17 protein-coding genes are annotated in these 20,710 nt (G+C 61.1%); 9 read left to right on the top strand and 8 right to left on the bottom strand.

Translation table 11 applies throughout. The features are described from left to right. Positions 1–91 precede the first annotated feature (91 nt). Positions 92–1,180, top strand: a complete 1,089-nt coding sequence (locus GM668_RS02050; RefSeq protein WP_155437255.1) for a carbonic anhydrase — start codon at positions 92–94, stop codon at positions 1,178–1,180. Between the two features lie 68 nt (positions 1,181–1,248). Here the strand turns inward: GM668_RS02050 and GM668_RS02045 are convergent, their stop codons facing one another. From GM668_RS02045 to tsaE, 3 genes are read right to left on the bottom strand one after another with little or no spacing between them, the layout of a single operon-like run. After that, positions 1,249–2,046, bottom strand: a complete 798-nt coding sequence (locus tag GM668_RS02045) for a D-hexose-6-phosphate mutarotase (RefSeq protein ID WP_155437254.1) — start codon at positions 2,044–2,046, stop codon at positions 1,249–1,251. A gap of 51 nt (positions 2,047–2,097) precedes the next feature. Beyond that, positions 2,098–3,594 (bottom strand): N-acetylmuramoyl-L-alanine amidase, encoded by a 1,497-nt coding sequence (locus GM668_RS02040; RefSeq protein WP_155437253.1) that lies wholly within the window; start codon positions 3,592–3,594, stop codon positions 2,098–2,100. Next, positions 3,558–4,043 carry a tRNA (adenosine(37)-N6)-threonylcarbamoyltransferase complex ATPase subunit type 1 TsaE gene (gene tsaE, locus GM668_RS02035; RefSeq protein ID WP_155437252.1) on the bottom strand — a complete coding sequence of 162 codons (486 nt, stop codon included), beginning with the start codon at positions 4,041–4,043 and terminating at the stop codon, positions 3,558–3,560. The genes GM668_RS02040 and tsaE overlap by 37 nt, the downstream gene beginning before the upstream one ends. 54 nt (positions 4,044–4,097) lie before the next feature. Between tsaE and queG the strand changes: the two genes are divergently transcribed. Next, a complete protein-coding gene (gene queG / locus GM668_RS02030; RefSeq protein ID WP_155437251.1) occupies positions 4,098–5,195 on the top strand; it encodes a tRNA epoxyqueuosine(34) reductase QueG in 1,098 nt (365 codons plus the stop codon). A gap of 5 nt (positions 5,196–5,200) precedes the next feature. Here the strand turns inward: queG and GM668_RS02025 are convergent, their stop codons facing one another. Further along, positions 5,201–5,788, bottom strand: a complete 588-nt coding sequence (locus GM668_RS02025; RefSeq protein ID WP_155437250.1) for a response regulator transcription factor — start codon at positions 5,786–5,788, stop codon at positions 5,201–5,203. Between the two features lie 12 nt (positions 5,789–5,800). Beyond that, positions 5,801–7,828: a sensor histidine kinase gene (locus tag GM668_RS02020; RefSeq protein ID WP_155437249.1), complete on the bottom strand. Its 2,028-nt coding sequence runs from the start codon at positions 7,826–7,828 to the stop codon at positions 5,801–5,803. 130 nt (positions 7,829–7,958) lie between these two features. Here GM668_RS02020 and GM668_RS02015 point away from each other — a divergent pair, with 130 nt between their 5' ends. The 6 genes from GM668_RS02015 to GM668_RS01990 all read left to right on the top strand — a co-directional run bounded on the left by GM668_RS02015 (position 7,959) and on the right by GM668_RS01990 (position 12,950). Next, entirely contained in the window at positions 7,959–8,945 is a 987-nt protein-coding gene (locus GM668_RS02015) for a TRAP transporter substrate-binding protein (RefSeq protein ID WP_155437248.1), read from the top strand. A 120-nt stretch (positions 8,946–9,065) separates the two neighbouring features. Then, a complete protein-coding gene (locus tag GM668_RS02010) occupies positions 9,066–9,620 on the top strand; it encodes a TRAP transporter small permease (RefSeq protein ID WP_155437247.1) in 555 nt (184 codons plus the stop codon). After that, positions 9,617–10,897, top strand: a complete 1,281-nt coding sequence (locus GM668_RS02005; protein ID WP_155437246.1) for a TRAP transporter large permease — start codon at positions 9,617–9,619, stop codon at positions 10,895–10,897. The genes GM668_RS02010 and GM668_RS02005 overlap by 4 nt, the downstream gene beginning before the upstream one ends. Before the next feature lie 399 nt (positions 10,898–11,296). Further along, entirely contained in the window at positions 11,297–11,812 is a 516-nt protein-coding gene (locus GM668_RS02000) for a methylated-DNA--[protein]-cysteine S-methyltransferase (RefSeq protein WP_308506801.1), read from the top strand. Then, complete coding sequence (gene xerD / locus GM668_RS01995) at positions 11,788–12,690, top strand: site-specific tyrosine recombinase XerD (protein ID WP_155437244.1); 903 nt, start codon at positions 11,788–11,790, stop codon at positions 12,688–12,690. The genes GM668_RS02000 and xerD overlap by 25 nt, the downstream gene beginning before the upstream one ends. Before the next feature lie 62 nt (positions 12,691–12,752). Further along, on the top strand, positions 12,753–12,950 hold the full coding sequence (locus GM668_RS01990) for a hypothetical protein (protein ID WP_155437243.1): 198 nt from the start codon (positions 12,753–12,755) through the stop codon (positions 12,948–12,950). 19 nt (positions 12,951–12,969) lie between these two features. Here the strand turns inward: GM668_RS01990 and GM668_RS01985 are convergent, their stop codons facing one another. After that, the gene (locus tag GM668_RS01985; protein WP_155437242.1) at positions 12,970–16,086 is read right to left on the bottom strand and encodes an efflux RND transporter permease subunit; all 3,117 of its coding nucleotides are present in this window, start codon (positions 16,084–16,086) and stop codon (positions 12,970–12,972) included. A gap of 3 nt (positions 16,087–16,089) precedes the next feature. Further along, positions 16,090–17,334: an efflux RND transporter periplasmic adaptor subunit gene (locus GM668_RS01980; protein ID WP_155437241.1), complete on the bottom strand. Its 1,245-nt coding sequence runs from the start codon at positions 17,332–17,334 to the stop codon at positions 16,090–16,092. Between the two features lie 224 nt (positions 17,335–17,558). On the opposite strand from GM668_RS01980, the gene GM668_RS01975 reads away from it, so the two are divergent. Further along, positions 17,559–19,643: a putative bifunctional diguanylate cyclase/phosphodiesterase gene (locus tag GM668_RS01975; RefSeq protein WP_229498823.1), complete on the top strand. Its 2,085-nt coding sequence runs from the start codon at positions 17,559–17,561 to the stop codon at positions 19,641–19,643. Here GM668_RS01975 and GM668_RS01970 read toward each other — a convergent pair. Continuing rightward, on the bottom strand, positions 19,635–20,618 hold the full coding sequence (locus GM668_RS01970; RefSeq protein ID WP_155437240.1) for an endonuclease/exonuclease/phosphatase family protein: 984 nt from the start codon (positions 20,616–20,618) through the stop codon (positions 19,635–19,637). The genes GM668_RS01975 and GM668_RS01970 overlap by 9 nt on opposite strands. Between the last annotated feature and the right edge of the window lie 92 nt (positions 20,619–20,710).

Raw genomic sequence — 20,710 nt, 5'->3', positions numbered from 1 at the left:
CTGCGTGTGCAGGATGAATTTCGTCCTGCACATCTCAAGTTTTCCTTCCGTGCAACCGTATACCGGGGTAAGTATTCATCCCTGGAATCTCATGCGTAACCTCATCGCCCTGATTGCCTGCTGGTGTGCTGCCCACATGGTATCCGTGGCCAGCGCTGCCGACAGCACGTATGCGTCACCGAACGCAATCAGATTTAGAGCCAGTCTCGACGGTATCCGCCCTGTCAGCCCCATGAAAGTAGGTGGCGGCAATGCGTCGTCTAGCCGTTATGGCAAGGATGATGAAAAAGGCGACGGCAAGACCAAAGCCGGCGGCAAGCCGCGGCCATTGACTGAGCGGGAAAAGGAAGAACAGGCGGAAGCGGAGCTGCAAGCCCGTATTGCCGAGAAACTGGCCGCCATGAAGGCGCAGCAGGCCGCCCGTGCCGCCGCCGCTGCCAAGGCCAAGAAGGAAGCGGACGCGCGTGCCAAAGCGCTGGCCCTGATGCCGCCGCCGCGCGCCAATGGCACCGTGTGGGGGTACGAAGGTGAAATCGGCCCGGCCAACTGGCACAAGATCAATTCCGACTGGATCAAATGCAGCATGGGGAACCGCCAGTCGCCGATTGATATCCGCGATGGCATGAAAGTCGAACTGGAACAGATCGCGTTTGATTACCACCCGTCGGCCTTCAATGTGCAGGATAACGGCCACACCGTGCAAGTGACGATGGGCGGCGGAAATTTCATCACCGTGGGCAACCGCGCCTATGAACTGGTGCAATTCCACTTCCACCGGCCATCGGAAGAGCGCATTAACGGCAAGGGCTTTGAAATGGTGGTGCACCTGGTGCACAAGGATGGCGAGGGCCGCTACGCGGTGCTGGCGCTGCTGCTGGAGCGCGGCAAACCGCAACCGGCGATCCAGACCGTGTGGAATAACCTGCCGCTGGAAAAAGGCGACGTGTCGGCGCCTGCCATTGTGCTGGACCCGAATGATTTGCTGCCGCAGCGGCGCGACTATTACACGTACATGGGATCGCTGACGACGCCGCCTTGCACGGAAAATGTGCTGTGGCTGGTGATGAAGGAACCGGTGCAGGCGTCGCCGGCGCAGATGGCGCTGTTCTCGCGGCTGTATCCGCTCAATGCACGGCCGATCCAGCCCACTTCTGGCCGGATGATCAAGGAATCCATGTAATAACATAGGGCGGGCTTGTACAGCCCCTCCCTATAGGTCCAGGAATGGCGGAAGCGGTGTGGTCCGGGTCAGGCCCGCAATACCGTCACGCTGTGCGTGCCGCGCCACTCGGCGCCGGCCGCCAGCGGTTTCTTGTCCACGCGGGCGGGTTCGATGCACAGGAAGGCGCTGTGTTCATGGTCCGCCAGATCGGCAATGGCCGCCGCGCCCTTGGCGCCCGGATTCCACACCACCCACTCCGTAAAGCCCTGCTGTTGCAATCGCAGGCGGCTGTCTGCCGTCTGCAATTCCAGCGCTGCGGTGGCAGGGTGGATATCGTCCAGCGCATCGGCAAAGTTGACTGTGCCGCAGGCTAAGCCATGCAGCGACGTCTTCGTGAATTCGCCCACCGCATAATACGTGTGCAGCGCGCACGCGAAATCCCAGCTGGCGCCGCTCGTGTTGTGCACGTGGTAATCCATGCGCAACGTGTCGCCATCCAGCGTAAAGCGCAGGCTCAACGCAAAGCGGTGCGGCCAGCCTTGTGCGAGGCTGGAAGGCACATCGTCCTGCGTCAGCAGGAATTCCGCGGACGCCTGGTTGCCCTCATCGCCCGTGCTGCCCAGCTGCCACGCCGACAGGCGCGCCACGCCATGGCGCTGGCCATCGCCGCGCGTGGCAAATTGCGGGAAGATCACCGGCACGCCGCCGCGAATGGCCGCGCTGCCATCGAGCGGCGAGCGCTCCGACATGAACAGCCGCTCGCGGCCATCCGGGGTTTTCCATGACAGCAAATGCGCGCCATACAGCGCCACCAGGGCCTGGGCGCCGTCTGGCGCGGTAATGCGGATGGCGGGCAGGGCGCCCACGGTTTCCTTGCTGATCATGAAAGTCCTTAATAGGTGGATGCCCGGCCTGAAGGCCCGGCACCCAGGTGTTTAGACGGTGCGGCTCTTGGCGAGCGGCGGGTTTTTCGCGAAATAGTGGCGGATGCCGGACATGACGGCGTCTGCCAGCTTTTCCTGGTAATCAAGGTCGCGCAGTTTGGCTTCTTCTTCCGGATTTGAAATGAACGCGGTTTCAATCAGGATCGATGGAATGTCCGGCGCCTTCAGCACGGCAAAGCCGGCTTGTTCGACAGCGCCCCGGTGCAGGCGGTTGATGCCGCCGATTTCACCCAGCACGGCCTTGCCCAGTTTCAGGCTGTCCGTGATTTGCGCCGTCGTCGACAAGTCCAGCAGCACGCTGGCCACTTGCGGATCATGGCGCTGCACATTGACGCCGCCAATGTTGTCGGCCTCGTTTTCCTTGTTGGCCAGCCAGCGCGCCGCGCTGGAGCTGGCGCCTTTTTCAGACAGCACGAACACGGACGAACCGCGCGCCGATGGCTGGTTGAATGCATCTGCGTGGATCGACACAAACAAGTCGGCCTGCACCTTGCGGGCTTTTTCCACGCGCGTGCCCAGCGGCACAAAATAATCGCCGTCGCGCGTCAGCATCACGCGCATGTTTGGATGCTGTTCGATGCGGCCTTTCAAGCGCTTGGCAATGGCCAGCACCACGTCTTTTTCACGCAAGCCGGTGGCGCCCAGCGCGCCCGGGTCTTCGCCGCCATGGCCCGGGTCGAGCACCACGGTAATCATGCGCGTGACCTTCGGCGGCTTGTCCGCATGTTTTTCCGCCGGCGGCGTACGCTGCGCCAGCGCTTCGGTTTTGGGCGGCGGTTCGCCCTTGGCCGGCGCTTCTGCCGGAGGCGCGGCCGGAGCAGGGGCAGGCGCAGGTTCCGGCTTCAGGATGACCGGCGCTTGCGCCGCCTGGGTTGCCTGATTGGCTTGCACCGCCGTGCCGGGCGCTGCGACCGCCGGCGCGGGTGGATGGGACGGCAGCGCAGGCGTACTGCCCGGCTGGTCGCTCCAGTCGCCTTTTTCAATCATGGCGGCAATCGGGTCGGCTTCCTGCACCGGGTACAAGTCAAAGATCAGCCGGTGCTTGTACTGGCCGGCCGGTTTCAGCGTAAACACTTGCGGCTTGACTTCCGCTTTCAAGTCGAATACCAGCCGCACGACGGTCGGCGTGAACTGGCCCACGCGCACTTGCTTGATGTACGGGTCGTTGGACTGGATCTTTGCCACCAGGCTTTTCAGCGTCGGCGTCAGCTGCAAGCCTTCGATGTCGACCACCAGCCGGTACGGATCTTTGACCATCAAGTGCGTGGCTTTCAAGTCCGAGTCGTTTTCCAGCGTGACGCGGGTATAGTCTTCCGCCGGCCATACGCGCACGGCCAGGATCTGGGCCGCCGCGGCAGGCAGCGGGGTAAAGACGGATAACAGCAAAGCGCCGCCCGCTTTCAGCACGGTACGGCGGTTGGCAGGACGGCGAGGCGTAGCAGGCGACCCGGTCAGAGATTCGGGGCGAATTTGAGGCGTTCCAGGCATGACAAACCTAAGGCAGAGGACGCCTGCAATTCTACATCACGTCCATCGCCTGCCACAGCCAGGAAAATGCTGAGATCGGCCGGCGGCAGCACGGAACCGGCTTTTTCTGGCCATTCCACAATGCAAACATTGTCGCCATTGAAATCTTCACGGAAACCCGCATCGAGGAATTCTTCCGGGCTGCTCATGCGGTACAAGTCAAAATGAATCACATTGACGTCGCGCCCCTCCATTTTCACGCTGTAGGGTTCGGATAGCGTATACGTCGGGCTTTTCACGTTGCCCGTATGGCCGGCCGCATGCAGCAGCGCGCGGGTGAGGGCAGTTTTGCCTGCGCCCAGGTCGCCGTGCAGGTAAATGGCCATGCCCGGTGTAATGGCGCGCGACAGTGCCGCGCCGAGGGCAGCGGTGCCGGCTTCGTCATGGAGGTGGGATTTGAAGTGCTGCATAGCGTCAGTCTGTAAAATGGTGGTTTGTACTGGTATGCCGCAATTTTAAAACCAATGTCCGCTGCAATTTCCGATTCTTACAATTTAGACGAACTGGCAAGTTCCATCAAGGAATGGGGACGCGCGCTGGGGTTTGCCGAGTTGCGCATTGCCGACATTGATTTGTCGCACGCGGAAGCGGGGCTGCAAGCGTGGCTGGACGCGGGCATGCACGGCGAAATGGATTATATGGCCGCGCACGGCATGAAGCGTGCCCGTCCGGCCGAACTGGTGCCGGGCACGGTGCGCGTGATTACCGCCCGCATGGATTATTTGCCGGCTTCGCAAGATGACGACTGGCGCGCCCGGGAAATCGCCCGCACGCACGATCCGCAGGCTGCCGTGATTTCCGTCTATGCGCGGGGCCGCGATTACCACAAGGTGCTGCGGGCCCGCTTGCAGCAATTGGCGGACCGTATCCAGCAAGCGATCGGTCCGTTCGGTTTCCGCGTGTTTACGGATTCCGCCCCCGTGATGGAATTGCCGCTGGCGGAAAAGTCCGGGCTGGGCTGGCGCGGCAAGCATACGTTGCTGCTGAACCGCAGCGCCGGCTCCATGTTCTTCATGGGGGAAATCCTGGTGGATATCCCGCTGCCGGTCGATACGCCGGCCGATGCCCGCTGCGGCCAGTGCAGCGCCTGCATCACTGCGTGCCCGACCCAGGCCATCCTGGGACCGGGCCGGCTTGATGCGCGGCGCTGCATTTCATACCTGACCATTGAATTGAAAAACGCGATTCCCGTAGAGTTGCGTCCGTTGATCGGCAACCGCGTGTATGGCTGCGACGATTGCCAGACGGCGTGCCCGTGGAACAAGTTCGCGCAGCGCGCCGTGCTGCCGGATTTCGATGAGCGTCACGGTTTAGGCGGCGCGGGCATGGTGGAATTGTTTGCGTGGACGGAAGCGGAATTCAACCAGCGCATGGAAGGGTCGCCGATCCGCCGCATCGGGCATGAGCGGTGGCTGCGCAATCTGGCCGTGGGATTAGGGAATGCGGCGGCGATGGGGGCGAAAGGCGATCCGCAGATTGTCGCGGCATTGCAGGCGAAGCTGGAGCACCCCTCCGCGTTGGTGCGCGAGCATACCGAGTGGGCGCTCGCACAGCATCGCTAACTCCGTTATTTCAATAATCCCGCCAATTCCACCGCCGTCTTCACCTGCATCTTGTCAAAGATATGCGCGCGGTGCACTTCCACCGTACGCATGGAAATGCCCAGTTCATCGGCCACCACCTTGTTCATTTTCCCGGCCAAAATCAAATCCAGCACTTCCCGTTCCCGCTGCGACAGCGTGGCCAGCCGCGCGTGGATGGCCGCCTTTTCACTGGCCTGGCGCGAGTTGGCCAAGCCTTCTTCGACCCGGTCCATCAACTGGTTATCGTTGAACGGCTTTTCAAAGAAATCAAACGCTCCCCGTTTCAGCGTATCGACCGCCATCGGCACGTCGCCGTGGCCCGTCAGGAAAATCACGGGCAAGCGCTGCGTGACGTTGCGCGCAGCGAGCTGGTCGAACACGGCCATGCCATTCATTTCCGGCATCCGCACATCGAGCAGCAGGCAGTCGCCTTGCGCATCGAATTCGCCTTTCTCCACCCAGGCCAAAAATTCAGCGACCGTGCCATAGGCTTTGGCAGGAATGGCGCGCGATGAAGCCAGCCATGACAGCGAATCCCGTACTACGGCTTCGTCATCCACGATGTGCAGCATGGTTAAATCCTTTCAAGTTGCCGCTGCGGCGGTCACGGCAGCCGGCAGCGTAAAGGTAAAGATGGTGCCGCCGCCGGGATTGGCGCGGTGGGTCAGGGTGCCGCCGTGGAATTCAATCGCCGTGCGGCACACATTCAAGCCCATGCCCATGCCTTCAGCTTTGGTCGAGAAGAATGGTGAAAACAGGCGTTCGGCCACGTCGTCGGGAATGCCATGGCCCTGGTCGGCCACTTCGACTGCCACCATGCCCGTTGCCGCGTCAAGGGTGGCCGCGATGCGCAGCATGCGCCGTTCCGGCGGCACGTGCGCCATGGCTTCAATGGCATTGCGGGTCAGGTTCAGCAGCACCTGCTCCACCATCACGCGGTCGGCCAGCACCGGCGGCAAATCTGCCGGAATCACCACTTGCAAGTTCACATGCTTGTTGCGGGTCTGTAGTTCGATCAGCGCGCCGATGCTGTCCAGCAGCGATTGCACGGCGACTTCCTGCCGCTGCGGTTCGCGCTTCTTGACGAATTCGTGCACGCTGCGGATGATCTGGCCGGCCCGCTGCGCTTGCGCGCCCGCCTGTTCCAGCGCGGGTTTCAACACCTTGCAATCCAGGGCTTCGCCTTTGCTGTCGGCGCGCGCCATCATGTTCAGCGCGCCAGTCGTATAGCTGGAAATTGCGGCCAGCGGCTGGTTCAATTCATGCGCCAGCATTGACGCCATTTCACCCATGGTGGCCAGGCGCGCGCTGGTTTGCAGTTTTTCTTCCTGCTGGCGGTTCAATTCTTCAATGCGCTTGCGGTCGGAAATATCGAGGATGGATCCCATCCAGCCGGTCTGCTTGCCATCGCTATCGACCAGCGGCGCTTCAAAGATCAGTACCGGGATGCGGGTGCCATCCGGCCGTACGAACACGGTTTCCACCTGCGGTTCCACGTTGCCGGCCAGGATGCCGGCAAAGCGGTGCTGGTATTCGCCGATGGCTTCCGGCGCCCAGTATGGCATCGGCGGCTTGCGGCCCACCAGTTCATCGGCGGGGTAGCCGACAATCTGGCAAAACGCCGGGTTCACATATGTGACGCGGCCTTCCAGGTCGCGCGCCCGCAAGCCCGTCACCAGCGAATTTTCCATCGCCGTGCGGAACAGCATTTGCTGGCGCAGCGCGCCCTCCGCCTGCAGCCTGCGTGAAATGTGGATCCATAGCGCAATCAGGCTCCACAGCAACCCCAGCGACAGCACGATGACGGAACCCACCAGCAAATTCGGCAGCAGCTTGGGCTCGCTCTTGACGCTGTCGGTCATCAGGGTCACGACGGCGCCGGGCAAGTCCAGCGCCCGCTTGTGGGTATAGACGCCATGGCCGGGACCGGCCGCGGTGCGCCGCGCCAGCACTTTGTCATCGCGGTCCAGCAGCGAGATCTGGTTATCCTGCGCGAACCACCACGGCACCATCTCATCGAGAATGGCGTTGGCGTCAAAGGTGGCGGCCAGCGAGCCCAGGTATTGCTCGCCACGCCAGATGGGCGTGTAATAGTCAATGGTGGCTGAACCGGCCCCTTGCGGCGTGCTCTGGCTATAGACACCGCGGCGGGCCCGCCGCGCGTGGTCGGCCGCGTCGCGCGCTTGCGCATCCAGGCGGGCTACTACGGAATCCGGGGCCACTGCACCGTCGCTGCTGGCCTGGATCCGGCCCTGTTCATCAATCCACTGCACGCGCTGCAATTCACGGCCATTGCGCAGCAGGCGCGCCATTTGCGCCTGCAAGCTGTCGCGTGCGGCGCGCCCGGAGCCAATATCTGCAGCCAGCGTGCGCAATGCTTCCTCATGGCGGCCCAACTGGAAGCGGATGGTCTGCTCCACCCACAGCGTGTCGGCAATTAACTGTTCCTGGCGTTCGTTGCGTTCCATCTGGCGTGCCTGCCAGGGCAGCCAGATCAGGACAGCAAGGAAAAACAACACCAGCACCACCGGCAGCAGCCAGCGCCACGGACTGGCAAAGCGCCCCGGCGGCACTGTGGCGCCAGCGGATTGAGGGGCGATGTGCGAATTCATGACCCGAGCATATTCGGCTGCGGCAGATCGGATATTGTGGGTTTCCACAGTTGTATTTTGTTATGGTATAGGAAGAAACTGCTGGGTAAAGACATAATAAGTGATTCTACTAATACGGAGACTACCCTCGATGAATTTCAAACCAGCCTTGGCAGTATTGTGCGCGGTAGCCAGCTTCAGCGCTTTTGCGCAAAATCCGATTGTCATTAAGTTCAGCCACGTGGTGGCGACTGATACGCCCAAAGGCCAGGCCGCCGAGCGTTTCAAGGAATTGGCGGAGAAAGCCACCAAGGGCCGCGTCAAGGTCGAACTGTACCCGAACAGCCAGTTGTATAAAGACAAGGAAGAATTGGAAGCACTGCAGCTGGGCGCGGTGCAAATGCTGGCGCCGTCGCTGGCGAAGTTCGGGCCGCTGGGCGTGAAGGAGTTCGAAGTCTTTGACTTGCCCTATATTTTCCCCAACAAGACTGCGCTGTACAACGTCACTGAAGGGCCGATTGGGAAGGGCTTGCTGAAAAAGCTGGAAGGCAAGGGCATTACCGGCCTGGCCTATTGGGATAACGGCTTCAAGGTGATGTCGGCCAACAAGCCGCTGCACATGCCGGCGGACTTCAAAGGCTTGAAGATGCGCATCCAGTCGTCCAAGGTGCTCGATGCGCAAATGCGGGCGCTGGGCGCGAACCCGCAAGTACTGGCGTTCTCTGAGGTGTACCAGGCGCTGCAGACGGGCGTGGTCGACGGCACGGAAAACCCGCCGTCGAACATGTACACGCAAAAGATGCATGAAGTGCAAAAGCACGTGACGGTGTCCAATCACGGCTACCTGGGGTATGCGGTGATCGTCAACAAGAAGTTCTGGGATGGCTTGCCGGCAGACGTCCGTACGGCGCTGGAAGGCGCCATGCGCGAGGCCACCACGTTTGAAAAAGCCATTGCCCAGCGCGACAATGACTTGGCGCTGGAAGCCATCAAGAAAGCCGGCAAGACGGAAATCTATACGCCAAGCGCAAAGGAACAGGCTGAGTGGCGCAAGGCGCTGTTGCCGGTACAAAAAGACATGCAGGGCCGGATCGGCAAGGATTTGATCGAAGCGATCAACAAGGAAGCCGCGAAGTAATACCTGGCAAGGCCAGGTCAGCATTGCAACACGGCAGGTCCGGCGCTGGCCGGCCCGCCTGTACGGGGCGGCTGCCGCACATCCCGCTGTTTCCCCCACTTACGGGAAAGACCTCACCTGATGAAATTCCTCGATCACCTGGAAGAGTGGCTGATTGCGACCTTGATGGCGCTGGCCACCTGCATCATTTTCGTTGCGGTGGTACACCGCTACCTGGCTGGTTTGCCGATACCTGGGCTGCAAGACTGGCTCATACAAATCAATACCAGCTGGGCGCAAGAGCTGTGCATCTACATGTTCGTGTGGATGGCGAAGTTTGGCGCCGCGTATGGCGTGCGCACCGGCATCCACGTGGGCGTCGACGTGCTGATTAACCGCCTCAGTACGCCGTTGCGTAATAAATTCATCATTTTCGGCTTGCTGGCCGGCGCGCTGTTTACCGGCATCGTCGGCACACTGGGCGCCAGCTTTGTGTGGGAAATCGGCCACACCGACCAGACGTCGGCCGACCTGGAAGTGCCGATGTGGATCGTGTACCTGGCCGTGCCCAGCGGCTCTTACCTGATGTGTTTCCGCTTCCTGCAAGTGATGGTGCAGTTCATCCGTACCGGCCACCTGCCCAAACATGACCACTCGCACGTCGAAGGCCTGGAACAGGAAGGAACGCAAGCATGAACGCCGCCATTATTTTTGTCCTGTTGCTGGTGCTGATGCTGACCGGCATGCCGATTTCGATTTCGCTGGGCCTGACGGTCTTGACGTTCTTGTTCACCATGACGCAAGTGCCGATCGAATCCGTGGCGCTCAAGCTGTTCACGGGTATTGAAAAGTTCGAGATCATGGCGATCCCGTTCTTTATCCTGGCTGGCAATTTCCTCACGCACGGTGGCGTGGCGCGGCGCATGATCAATTTCGCCACGTCGATGGTGGGCCACTGGCACGGCGGCCTGGCATTGGCCGGCGTACTGGCCTGTGCGCTGTTTGCTGCCGTATCCGGTTCGTCGCCAGCCACAGTGGTGGCGATTGGTTCCATTATCCTGCCGGCCATGGTGCGCCAGGGGTATCCAAAGAATTTCGGCGCGGGCGTGATCACCACTTCCGGCGCGCTGGGCATCCTGATCCCGCCGTCGATCGTCATGGTGATGTATTCCGTGACCACCAATACGTCGGTTGGCAAGCTGTTCATGGCCGGCGTGGTGCCTGGCGTGATGCTGGCTTTCCTGCTGGGGCTGACCACGTGGTATTTGGCGCGCAAGCACAATTACCCGCGCATGCCCAAGGCCACCTGGAGTGAACGGTGGCGCACGTTCCGCGCCAGCGCGTGGGGCTTGCTGCTGATCCTGATCGTCATGGGCGGAATTTATTCCGGCGCTTTCACGCCGACGGAAGCGGCTGCCATGGCAGCCGTGTATGCGTTCTTTATTGCCGTGTTTGTCTACAAGGACTTGCGCCTTAAGCAAGTGGGCAAGGTTTTGCTGGATTCCGCGTCCATGTCGGCCATGCTGCTGTACATCATTACCAACGCCGTGCTGTTCTCGTTCCTGATGACCAGTGAAAATATTCCGCAAGCAATGGCTGAATGGCTGACGGGGCAAGGCTTGGGGGTGATTACCTTCTTGCTGGTGGTGAACATCCTGCTGTTGCTGGCAGGGAACGTCATGGAACCATCGTCCATTGTCTTGATCATGGCCCCCATCCTGTTCCCGGTGGCGATGAAGCTGGGCATCGATCCTGTGCATTTCGGCATCTTGATCGTGGTAAACATGGAAGTGGGGATGTGCCATCCGCCGGTTGGGTTGAACCTGTATGTGGCGTCCGGCATCACGAAAATGGGGATCACGGAACTCACGGTGGCCGTGTGGCCATGGCTGTTGACCATGCTCATTTTCTTACTGGTGGTGACATACATACCACAAATTTCCACCTGGTTGCCTAACTTAATTTACTCCTGAATGAAAAATATAATTGCTTCAAAAAATACAGCAAAAATTTTTCAGGTTCAGTTATGATGGCGTCGCTCCAGCAGTCATGGCCGTATATCAATATGCAGCTGGCGAGCAAAGGACACGCCGTCAGGCACAAGGTTTTAGTGGGGAGAGTAAATAATAACGGTAGCCAATACCGCGAATATACTTGAGGAGACACACGGCATACAGTATGTCGTTGGAAGACCACCGGAGGCAGCCACAAGCTTGCTACGGAGGCGCCAAACGACCGGTGCTGTGACAAAGATTGAAAGCGCACCTTCACGGTGCGCTTTTTTTTTGTATGCTAGGCGCCGTGGAGGCCCGCGCCTCCATCCCAATCAATGTGGTACTAGTACAACAACTCTAAAAAATGTTGTGATGAATATGCAACAGAACTTTGATATTTTTAGTGCCATTGTGCCAACGCCGTTTGGCGCCATGGGGATCCGGACTGCCGGCGGCCTGGTCACGCAAATGGCGTATCTGCCGCCGGACACGCTGGAAAAGGCGCCGCAAGACGCTGTCGCTGAACTGGCCGCACAGCAAGTGCAGCAATATTGCGCCAACGCGGATTTCCCGTTCACGTTGCCGCTGGCCGCTGTCGGCAGCCCGTTCCAGCGCCGCGTATGGGAGGCGATCCGCAGCATTCCCCGTGGCCAGGTGCGTACCTATGGCGAACTGGCGAAATACCTGGAATCGGCGCCCCGCGCCATTGGCCAGGCGTGCGGCGACAACTGGTTTCCGCTGGCCGTGCCATGCCACCGCGTCACCAGCGCCAGCGGCATCGGCGGTTTTGCCCACACCAGCGAAACCAATGGCTACCTGTTGAACGTCAAGCGCTGGCTGCTGGCCCACGAAGGACACATGGAATACCAATGGCGGCAGACAACCTTGCTCTGATCGACGCCTTTTGCGACGCGCTGTGGCTGGAAGACGGGTTGGCGAAAAATTCGCTGGAAGCATACCGGCGCGACATGCGCCAATTCGCACAGTGGCTGGAAAGCCAGCATCCGGAAGTCGACGGCTTGCACGCGGTGGCCGACCACCATGTGAGTGCTTACTTCAGTGCGCGCCATGGCGATACCAAGGCCAGTTCCGCCAACCGGCGCCTGTCGGTGCTGAAGCGCTTTTACCACTATGCGCTGCGCCAGCGCATGATCGCCGAAGACCCGTGCCTGAAAATGCCGGGGGCGAAGCAGGCCACGCGCCTCGTGAAAATCCTCAGTGAAGGGCAAGTGGAAGCGCTGCTGGCGGCGCCGGATGTGCGCACGCCGCTGGGGCTGCGCGACCGCACCATGCTGGAACTGATGTATGCCAGCGGTTTGCGCGTGTCGGAACTGGTGGACTTGAAGACAGTTGAAGTGAGCCTCAACGATGGCACCGTGCGCTTGACGGGTAAGGGCGGCAAGACGCGCCTGGTGCCGTTTGGCGAGCAGGCGCACCAGTGGATCCGGCGTTACCTTTCCGAAGCGCGCGGGGCGATCCTCAACGGCCAGCAAGATGACGCGCTGTTCGTGACCAGCCGGGGCGGCGCCATGACACGGCAAATGTTTTGGGTCGTCATCAAAAAGCAGGCGCAGCGCGCCGGCATCACCAGCCCGCTGTCGCCGCACACGTTGCGCCACGCGTTTGCCACCCACTTGCTGAACCACGGCGCGGATTTGCGCGTGGTGCAGCTGTTGCTGGGCCACGCGGATATCTCCACCACGCAAATCTATACGCACGTGGCGCGCGAACGCTTGAAACAGTTGCACGCAGTGCATCATCCGCGCGGCTGAGCCCCTCTGCTTGAAACAGGTTCATAATGGGGGGATCGCATTCCCCCGGGCGGAGGTGTCGCATGGCCAAGACCAATTTCCAGTACGAGAAGCGCCAGCGCGAGCTGGAGAAAAAGAAAAAAGCGGAACAAAAGGCGGAAGAAAAAGCCCGCCGCAAGCTGGAAGCAAAGAATAATCCGGGCGGGGAGCAAGACGGGGATATGGCGGATGAAGATGCGCCGGAAGAAGAAGGGGCGGACCAGTCCGGCACGCCCCCTTGACGCTTGCGAATCCTGCTGATTACGCGGTTTTGCGCTCTTGCAGCGATGCCGCTTCCGCCTTGGCATGCCTGCCGCTGAACCAGCGTGCGCAGCGCTTGCCCAGGCTGTCCAGGTACGTGTAAGCCACCGGCACCACCACCAGGGTCAGCAGGGTGGACGTAATGACGCCGCCAATCACGGCGCGGCCCATCGGCGCCTGGATTTCACCGCCATCGCCCATGCCGATGGCCATTGGCAGCATGCCGAAGATCATCGCCAAGGTCGTCATCAGGATCGGACGCAGGCGCACCTGGCCTGCTTCCAGGATCGCGGTACGCTGGTCCAGGCCGTGCTGCTGGCCGTGGTTGGTGAAGTCCACCAGCAAAATCGCATTCTTCGTCACGAGGCCCATCAGCATGATGAAGCCGATCACGGAAAACACGTTCAGCGTTGAACCCGTGATCAGCAGCGCTGCCAGCACGCCGATCAGCGACAGCGGCAGCGACATCATGATGGCGACCGGCTGCAGGAAGCTGCCGAACTGCGAAGCCAGCACCAGGTAAATGAAGATCACGGCCACGCCCAGCGCCGTCATGGCGCCGCCCATAGTTTCTTCCATTTGCTGCGCATTACCCGCCACGTCGAAACGTACGCCGGCCGGCAATTCAATGGAATCCATGGCTTTCTTCACGTCCTTGTCGACGTCGCCGGCAGGGCGGCCTTCGACCGCCGCATAGATCGCCACGCGGCGCTGCAGGGCCTGGCGCTTCAACACCTGTGGGCTCGATGATGGAATGAATTCCACCACCTGGCGCAGCGGCACCATGCGTGGCGTGCCGTCCGCCGTGACTTTCGACGACGCGATCGACAGGTCGGACAAGTCCGCCACGCGCTGGCGGCCCGACTTCGGCAACTGCACGTTGATGTCATAGTTCTGGCCATCGGCCGCCAGCCAGTGGCTGACGGTTTCACCGGCCACGAATGGACGCAGCGCGGAACCGATTTGCTGCGTGCTCAGTCCCAGGTCGCTGGCCAGTTCATTGTTGATCTTGATGCGGGTCGACGGGTTCGCGCCTTCCTGGCTGTATTCCAGGTCGGCCACGCCCTTGATGTTGCGCATCTTGTCCATCAGGCGGTGCGCCACGGCGTCCAGTTTGGCTTCATCGGTGCCGAGAATCGCAATAAAGATCGGCTTCTGGCCCACTGACAGCGTGATGCCGGCAATTGGCGCCATCCGTTCACGGATGGCTTTTTCCATGGCTTTCTGCGAGCGGCGGTGCGTCTTCTTCAAGTCCGTCAGCTTGACGATGACGTCCGCCGTATTGCGGCCGTCGCGGGTGCCGATGTTCGCCACCACGGTGTCGATTTCCTTGAACGGCTTCAGCGCAGCTTCCACTTGCTTGACCTTGCTGTCGGTGTATTCCAGGCTGGAACCGACCGGCGTTTTAAAGCGCATGAAGATCTTGCCGTCGTCGGTTTCCGGGAACATTTCACCGCCGATCATGGGCACCAGCATCAGGCTGCCCACGAACAGCGCCAAGGTCAGCGCCAGCGTGGTCTTGCGCCAGTTCAGCGCGACTTCCAGGACTTTGCCATACCACACATGCACCTTGTCGACGCCGCGCTCCACGAAGTCCATAAAGCGGCCCAGCCATGGCACATATTTGAAGCGGCCTTCTTCCGGATCGGGCCACACGGATGACAGCATCGGGTCCAGCGTGAACGATACGAACAGCGAAATCAGCACCGCCACCGTCACAGTAATGCCGAACTGCAGGAAGAAGCGGCCGATGATGCCTTCCATGAACGCTACCGGCACGAACACGGCGACAATCGCGAACGTGGTCGCCATCACGGCCAGGCCGATTTCATTGGTGCCGTCTTCCGCTGCCTTGTGGTGGTCCTTGCCCATGCCGAAGTGGCGCACGATGTTTTCACGCACCACGATGGCATCGTCAATCAGCAGGCCGATGCACAGCGACAGCGCCATCAGGGTCAGGAAGTTCAGCGTAAAGCCAAATGCTTTCATCGCGATAAAGCTGGCCAGCACGGCGATCGGCAGGGTCAGGCCGGTGATGATCGTGGAGCGCCACGATTTCAGGAAGAAGAACACGATCAGCATGGTCAGTACGGCGCCTTCCCCGATCGTGTGCTTGACGTTGTCCAACTGGCCCTGGATGATATCCGACTGCGAATCCATGATGCCGAGCTGGATATCGGACGGCAGCGATTTTTTCAGTTCAGCGACTGCCTTGAACACGCCGCTGCCCACCTCCACCACGTTGGCATCCTGCACCTTGGTGATTTCCAGCGTCACGCCTGGCTGGCCATTGATGCGTGAATACGATTGCGCTTCTTCTTCGCCATCGATGATACTGGCCACCTGATCCAGGTAGACCGGGCCGGATGCGCGGCGCGCGACGATAATCTTGTTGAATTCGCGCGCTTCCTTGATCTTGCCTTCCACGCGGATCAATTGTTCCGATACGCCCTCGCTGACGTTACCGGCCGGCAGGTTGGCATTGGTGTTCTGGATGGCGCGGATCACTTCATCCACCCCGACCGCCTGGGCGCGCATATCGTCCGGGCGCAGGCTGACCCATACCTGGCGTTTCGTCGTGCCGGTGACCCGGACCTGGCCTACGCCGGCCACGCCCTGAAAGCGTTTCGAGACGATCTGGTCCGCCATCGTCGACAATTCGCGCAAGCCGCGTTGGGTCGACGTCATCACGACTGTGACGATCGGGCGGTCATTGTCGCCTTCGGCGCGGATGATGAACGGGTCTTTGGCTTCCTTCGGGAAGCGCGGGCGCACCAGCGCCACCTTGTCGCGCAACTCTTGCATCGCGCGGTCCATATTGGTGGACAGCTGGAACTCCAGGTAAATGCCGGCGCGGCCTTCCCACGAGTTGGCGCGGATGGTTTTCACGCCCGACACCGTGTTGACGATGTCTTCCACCGGGCGGGTAATGTCATTTTCCACCTGTTCCGGCGAAGCGCCCGGATACTGGATTTCAATCGCGGCAAACGGGATTTCCACGTTTGGCATGCTTTCCACGCCGAGGCGCTTGTACGACGACAGCCCTAGCACCATCAGCGCCACCATCACCATGGTGGCAAAGACCGGGTGCTTGATACTGATTTTAGTGATCCACATGGCTTAACCCCGCTGCGCCAGTGCGGCGGTTTGCTGTACGTCGGACGATGGCTGCTGCGGCGACGGGGCGGCCGCAGGCGCTTTGACTTTGACGCCGGGTTTGACGCCTTCCAGCTTGGCGACGATCACTTGCGTGCCCGCCGTCAAGCCTTCCGTGACTTCCGCATAACCCTGGTCTTCATTGCGCAAACCCAGTTTGATGGGCTGCGCCACCACGTTGCCCTTGTCGATCTTGTACACCACTTGCTTGCCCTGTTCTTCGCGCACGGCCGACAGCGGCACCAGCGGCATCACTGGCGAGCGGGCCGTCACGATGCCGCCTTTGGCGAACATGCCGCCCAGCAGGGCGCCGTCGTGGTTGGCCACGGAAATGTAGACCAGCATGGCGCGCGAACCGGCTTCCGCGGCCGGATTGATGCGGGCTACTTTGCCGGTAAATTCACGCTGCCGGAAGCCATCGACAGTAAAGGCGACTTCCTGGCCCACTTTCACGCGCGGGATGTCGGAGGCCGGCACTTGCGCTTCCAAGGTCAGTTCGGACAAGTTGACGATGGTGAAGACAGGCATGTCAGGCGCGACTTTTTCGCCCGCCTGCACATGACGTTTGGATACCATGCCGCTGAACGGGGCGCGGATCACGCTGTCATTGAGCGCGATACGGGCCAGGTCCAGCTGCGCCTGCGCGGCCTTGACGGCGGCGCGCGCCAGTTCGACGGCGTTGGCCGTGGTGTCGAACTGCGTTTGGGAAATGAAATTTTGCTTCAGCAAAGCCTGGCTGTTGGCGTGGTTGCGGTTCGCCATGGCCAGGCGCGCCTGCGCTTCTTCGACAGCGGCTTGCTGCTGGCTGGCGCGGGCTTGCCAGTCGGCCTGGTCGAGGCGGGCCAGCACCTGGCCGGCCGTCACGGCCATCCCTTCGCGTACCGTGGTTTCCCGCACTTCGCCGGACACTTTCGCCTTGATGGTGGCTTGCGCGACGGGCGCCAGCGAGCCGGACAGCGGCAAGCTGACGGACAGCGCGCGCGCATCGATGGCGGCCACGTCGCTGGAAGCCAGTTCAAACGTGTCCGGACCTTTCTTTTCCGCAGCTTTTGCAGCGGCTGGGGCGGGGGCAGGCGCCTTCTTCGCCTGCATCACGGTCCAGCCGCCACCCGCCAGGGCCAATACGACCACGGCAATAGCCGGCTTTTTCCAGCGCCGGGCGGCAGGAGACGGGGATTTCGGGGACAAGGGCAGAGTTTCCAGTTTCATTATAGGTTCTCGGTTGGGCGCCGCTGCCGGCGGATGGTGACACTGTAGAAAATTCCAAGAGCCCGTACCACGGCAGTGCGATAAAGCGTGGGATCGGGCGGCTGGAATGCAGAAAAACGGGGGTGGATTGCGCCCGATCAGTTGGAAAATTGATTATTTGCAAACTCACAATGTTGCATGAGCCGCACTGATGGACGTCAACCGCGGCGCTGGCAGGCGGCAGGATGATGGAGCAAACCGCCATCACTTGCGAGGACATTGTGGACAAGACCGTCATGCCGAGTAACAGCCCGGTGCAAGACGCACTGGAATTGATTTCCCATCTGGTGGGCGCCATGGAGTTGACGCCGCTGGTCGCCGTGCATTGCATCGACGATGGGCGCACCGTACGCTTTTGGAATGATAGTTGCGGCTTGCTGTATGGGATCAATGGCGCCAGTGCGCTGGGTAAACCTTTGTCAGGGTTGTTCACATTTGACGACCAGGATGGGCATGACGCCGTGCTGGAGCAAGTCTGGACCAGCGGCCAGCCCAGCGTGGCCACGGACTGGCGCGTGCGCACGGGCGACGGCCGCGAACTGTGGGTGTATTCCATGATGTTCCCAGTGAGGCACGGAGATGCTGTGCGGCAAGTATTTTGCATGGACGTGGATGTGACGGCCCGCAAGCAGCTGGAATTGCAATTGCAATTGTCGTCGCAAGTATTTGAATACAGCCGCGACGCCATCGTGCTGATGAACCCGCAGCGCCGCATCGTTGCCGTGAATCGCGCGTTTGCCCAGGTGACGGGCTACACGGAACAGCAAATGCTGGGCGAGGATTTCATCAGTGCGCAAACCGGTTTCGATGATCCGGTGCTGTGCCACCAGATGTGGCGCCAGGTGGATCAGGATGGCCACTGGCAAGGCGAGGTCGCGTCGCGCCGCGCCGACGGCGATCCATTCCCCGGCTGGCTGGCGTTGACGGCCATCCGCGATGCGCAGGGCAAGGCCGCCAATTACATGGGCATCCTGTCCGATATTTCCGACCGCAAAAAATCCGAAGAACAGACGCGCCACATGGCCGAGCATGACTTTTTGACGGACTTGCCGAACCGCGTGCTGTTCCTGGACCGGCTGTCGCTGGCATTGATGGCGGCGCGCCGCCATCAATCCATGCTGGCCATTTTGTACATCGACCTGGATCACTTCAAGCAAGTGAACGATACGCTGGGCCACCATGCCGGTGATGCGCTGTTGAAGGAAGTCGCGCTGCGCCTGGTGCGCTGCGTGCGCAGCGCCGATACGGTCAGCCGCTATGGCGGCGATGAATTCCTCGTGCTGCTGGCGGATGTGGGCGGCAGCGACCAGGCGGCGCATGTGGCGGGGTCGATATTGCAGGCGCTGGCGCAGCCTTGTACCGTGGATGGGCATGTGTTGCCGATTGCCGCGTCGATCGGCATCAGCATGTACCCGACTGACGGCGGCAACATTGATGATCTCATTGCCCGGGCCGACGCAGCCATGTACCACGCAAAGAACAGCGGCCGTAACAGCTTCCAGTTCTTCAATCCCCACATGCATGCGCAAGCCAGCGAGCGTGCCGGCCTGGAACAGCGCCTGCGCACGGCGCTGGACGCGGGGGAATTCACGTTGCACTACTTGCCGGAAATCGATGTGCGTTCAGGCCGTCCCGTTGTCATGGAAGCGCTGCTGCGGTGGCGCGATCCGGCGCGGGGCGTGCAAGCGCCGGAACAGTTTCTTGCCGCAGCGGAAGCGGCCGGCCTGATGCCGGCCATCACCCAATGGGTATTGCGCGCTGCGTGCGGGGCGGCGCAGCGGTGGCGTGCCGCGGGACAGGAATGGGTGGTGGCCGTCAATGTATCGGCCGTCCAGTTTGCGCAATTGCCGCACGTGGTGGAGCAAGCGCTGGCCGCCACCGGCTTGCCGGCGGAAGGACTGGAACTGGAATTGACGGAAGAATTGCTGATGAAATGTCCGGATGCCCAGGCGGTGCTGCAAGCGTTGCACGGGCAGGGCGTGCGGCTGGCCATCGATGATTTCGGCACCGGCTATTCGCGGCTGGGGTTATTGAAGGATTACCCGGTCGGCAAATTGAAAATCGACCGCTCTTTCACGGGCGCGCAAGACGATGCGGTGATCAGCGCCACCATCGCGGTAGCGCGCAGCCTGCAGATGCAGGTGGCAGCGGAGGGGGTGGAAACAACGGCGCAACTGGAATTGCTGCGCCAGCATGGCTGCGATCTTTATCAGGGACTGCTGGCCGAGCAGCACATCAAAGGCAGCAAGCTGGCGCAGCTGCTACGGTAGGGCGGGTTTTACGGGGCGCAGCCGCAAGCGTGCGCGTACTTGGCCATGGTCGGATACCTCCGCCCGCATATCCGCCAAATGGTCATTGAGGTAAGCGACATCCAGCACGTCCGCGATGGCCCGCGCCGATTGCGGATGGAAATGCTCCGATACAAGGATATGGTCGATCGTGTTGTAGCGTCCTTCATGCATGGTGGTGTACGACACGTGCCGCAATAAATCCTGCCGCAACTGGATTTGTGCGCAATCGAACATGCGCCCCTTCAATTCCTCACCGGGTTCGCTCGCGCAGCCGGCGCCCATGACGATGGTGGTGGTGACGGCATCGGCCGTGTCGTTGAAGTCGCCCATCGCCACACACGGCCGGTCATTGGTCCGCATCAGGTTGGCCAGCAGTACCCGCAGCGCCACGGCTTCTGTGCCGCGCCACACGAGTGAGCGCAAATTGGCCAGCGCATACTGCAGCGGATCTGCGTTGCCATCGCCATTGCGGTAATCCGGCCGGCGCGATTTCAAGTGCACCACCACCACGTCCGCCACCACGCCATTGGGCAGCAGCACTTGCGCATGCAGCGGCGCGCGGGCGAAGCGGTCCGCATCAGGGTTGCCTGAGTCCGACGAAACGCCTTGCGGGAAATCGGCATACACGATGGGTTCCGCCGCCAGCGGCAGGCGCGAGACCAGCGCCACGTTGGGTGTCAGGCGTGTCGCATTGGGATCGGGATCAAAGCCCGCGTGCACGGCATCGCGGTAGTTGCGGGTGCGGGACAACACGTCGCGCAGCGCCGCCTGGGAAAAGATTTCCTGGAACCCGATCACGTCAGCATCGAGCAAGTCGATCTGCCGTGCGGTCCAGTTGGCCTTGGCTTCGTACTCTTCCGGCGTCAACGGCGCCAGGTTGTCATACAGTTGCGCGCCCGCCGGGGCCAGGTTGCAGACATTGAAAGTGGCAAAGCGGATTTCCTGCTGCGTCATCCAAGATTCCCTCCTGTGGGCTTAGCCTATCACGCCCTTCAATCGACAGGCAATTTTGCCGCTTTGTGCCGCTTGTCTATATGAGCCGGTGC

It is taken from the genome of Pseudoduganella ginsengisoli, from assembly GCF_009720865.1.
GTDB classification, from domain to species: Bacteria; Pseudomonadota; Gammaproteobacteria; order Burkholderiales; family Burkholderiaceae_D; genus Rugamonas; species Rugamonas ginsengisoli.
The sequence above is the reverse complement of the archived record's forward strand: the minus strand, read 5'-3'. Positions and strand labels throughout refer to the sequence as shown.

Bases quoted from the DNA above. Each gene is read 5' to 3' on its own strand.
- GM668_RS02050 (WP_155437255.1), top strand. From the start codon at position 92: ATGCGTAACCTCATCGCCCTGATTGCCTGCTGGTGTGCTGCCCACATG.
- GM668_RS02045 (WP_155437254.1), bottom strand. From the start codon at position 2,046: ATGATCAGCAAGGAAACCGTGGGCGCCCTGCCCGCCATCCGCATTACC.
- GM668_RS02040 (WP_155437253.1), bottom strand. From the start codon at position 3,594: ATGCCTGGAACGCCTCAAATTCGCCCCGAATCTCTGACCGGGTCGCCT.
- tsaE (WP_155437252.1), bottom strand. From the start codon at position 4,043: ATGCAGCACTTCAAATCCCACCTCCATGACGAAGCCGGCACCGCTGCC.
- queG (WP_155437251.1), top strand. From the start codon at position 4,098: ATGTCCGCTGCAATTTCCGATTCTTACAATTTAGACGAACTGGCAAGT.
- GM668_RS02025 (WP_155437250.1), bottom strand. From the start codon at position 5,788: ATGCTGCACATCGTGGATGACGAAGCCGTAGTACGGGATTCGCTGTCA.
- GM668_RS02020 (WP_155437249.1), bottom strand. From the start codon at position 7,828: ATGAATTCGCACATCGCCCCTCAATCCGCTGGCGCCACAGTGCCGCCG.
- GM668_RS02015 (WP_155437248.1), top strand. From the start codon at position 7,959: ATGAATTTCAAACCAGCCTTGGCAGTATTGTGCGCGGTAGCCAGCTTC.
- GM668_RS02010 (WP_155437247.1), top strand. From the start codon at position 9,066: ATGAAATTCCTCGATCACCTGGAAGAGTGGCTGATTGCGACCTTGATG.
- GM668_RS02005 (WP_155437246.1), top strand. From the start codon at position 9,617: ATGAACGCCGCCATTATTTTTGTCCTGTTGCTGGTGCTGATGCTGACC.
- GM668_RS02000 (WP_308506801.1), top strand. From the start codon at position 11,297: ATGCAACAGAACTTTGATATTTTTAGTGCCATTGTGCCAACGCCGTTT.
- xerD (WP_155437244.1), top strand. From the start codon at position 11,788: ATGGCGGCAGACAACCTTGCTCTGATCGACGCCTTTTGCGACGCGCTG.
- GM668_RS01990 (WP_155437243.1), top strand. From the start codon at position 12,753: ATGGCCAAGACCAATTTCCAGTACGAGAAGCGCCAGCGCGAGCTGGAG.
- GM668_RS01985 (WP_155437242.1), bottom strand. From the start codon at position 16,086: ATGTGGATCACTAAAATCAGTATCAAGCACCCGGTCTTTGCCACCATG.
- GM668_RS01980 (WP_155437241.1), bottom strand. From the start codon at position 17,334: ATGAAACTGGAAACTCTGCCCTTGTCCCCGAAATCCCCGTCTCCTGCC.
- GM668_RS01975 (WP_229498823.1), top strand. From the start codon at position 17,559: ATGATGGAGCAAACCGCCATCACTTGCGAGGACATTGTGGACAAGACC.
- GM668_RS01970 (WP_155437240.1), bottom strand. From the start codon at position 20,618: ATGACGCAGCAGGAAATCCGCTTTGCCACTTTCAATGTCTGCAACCTG.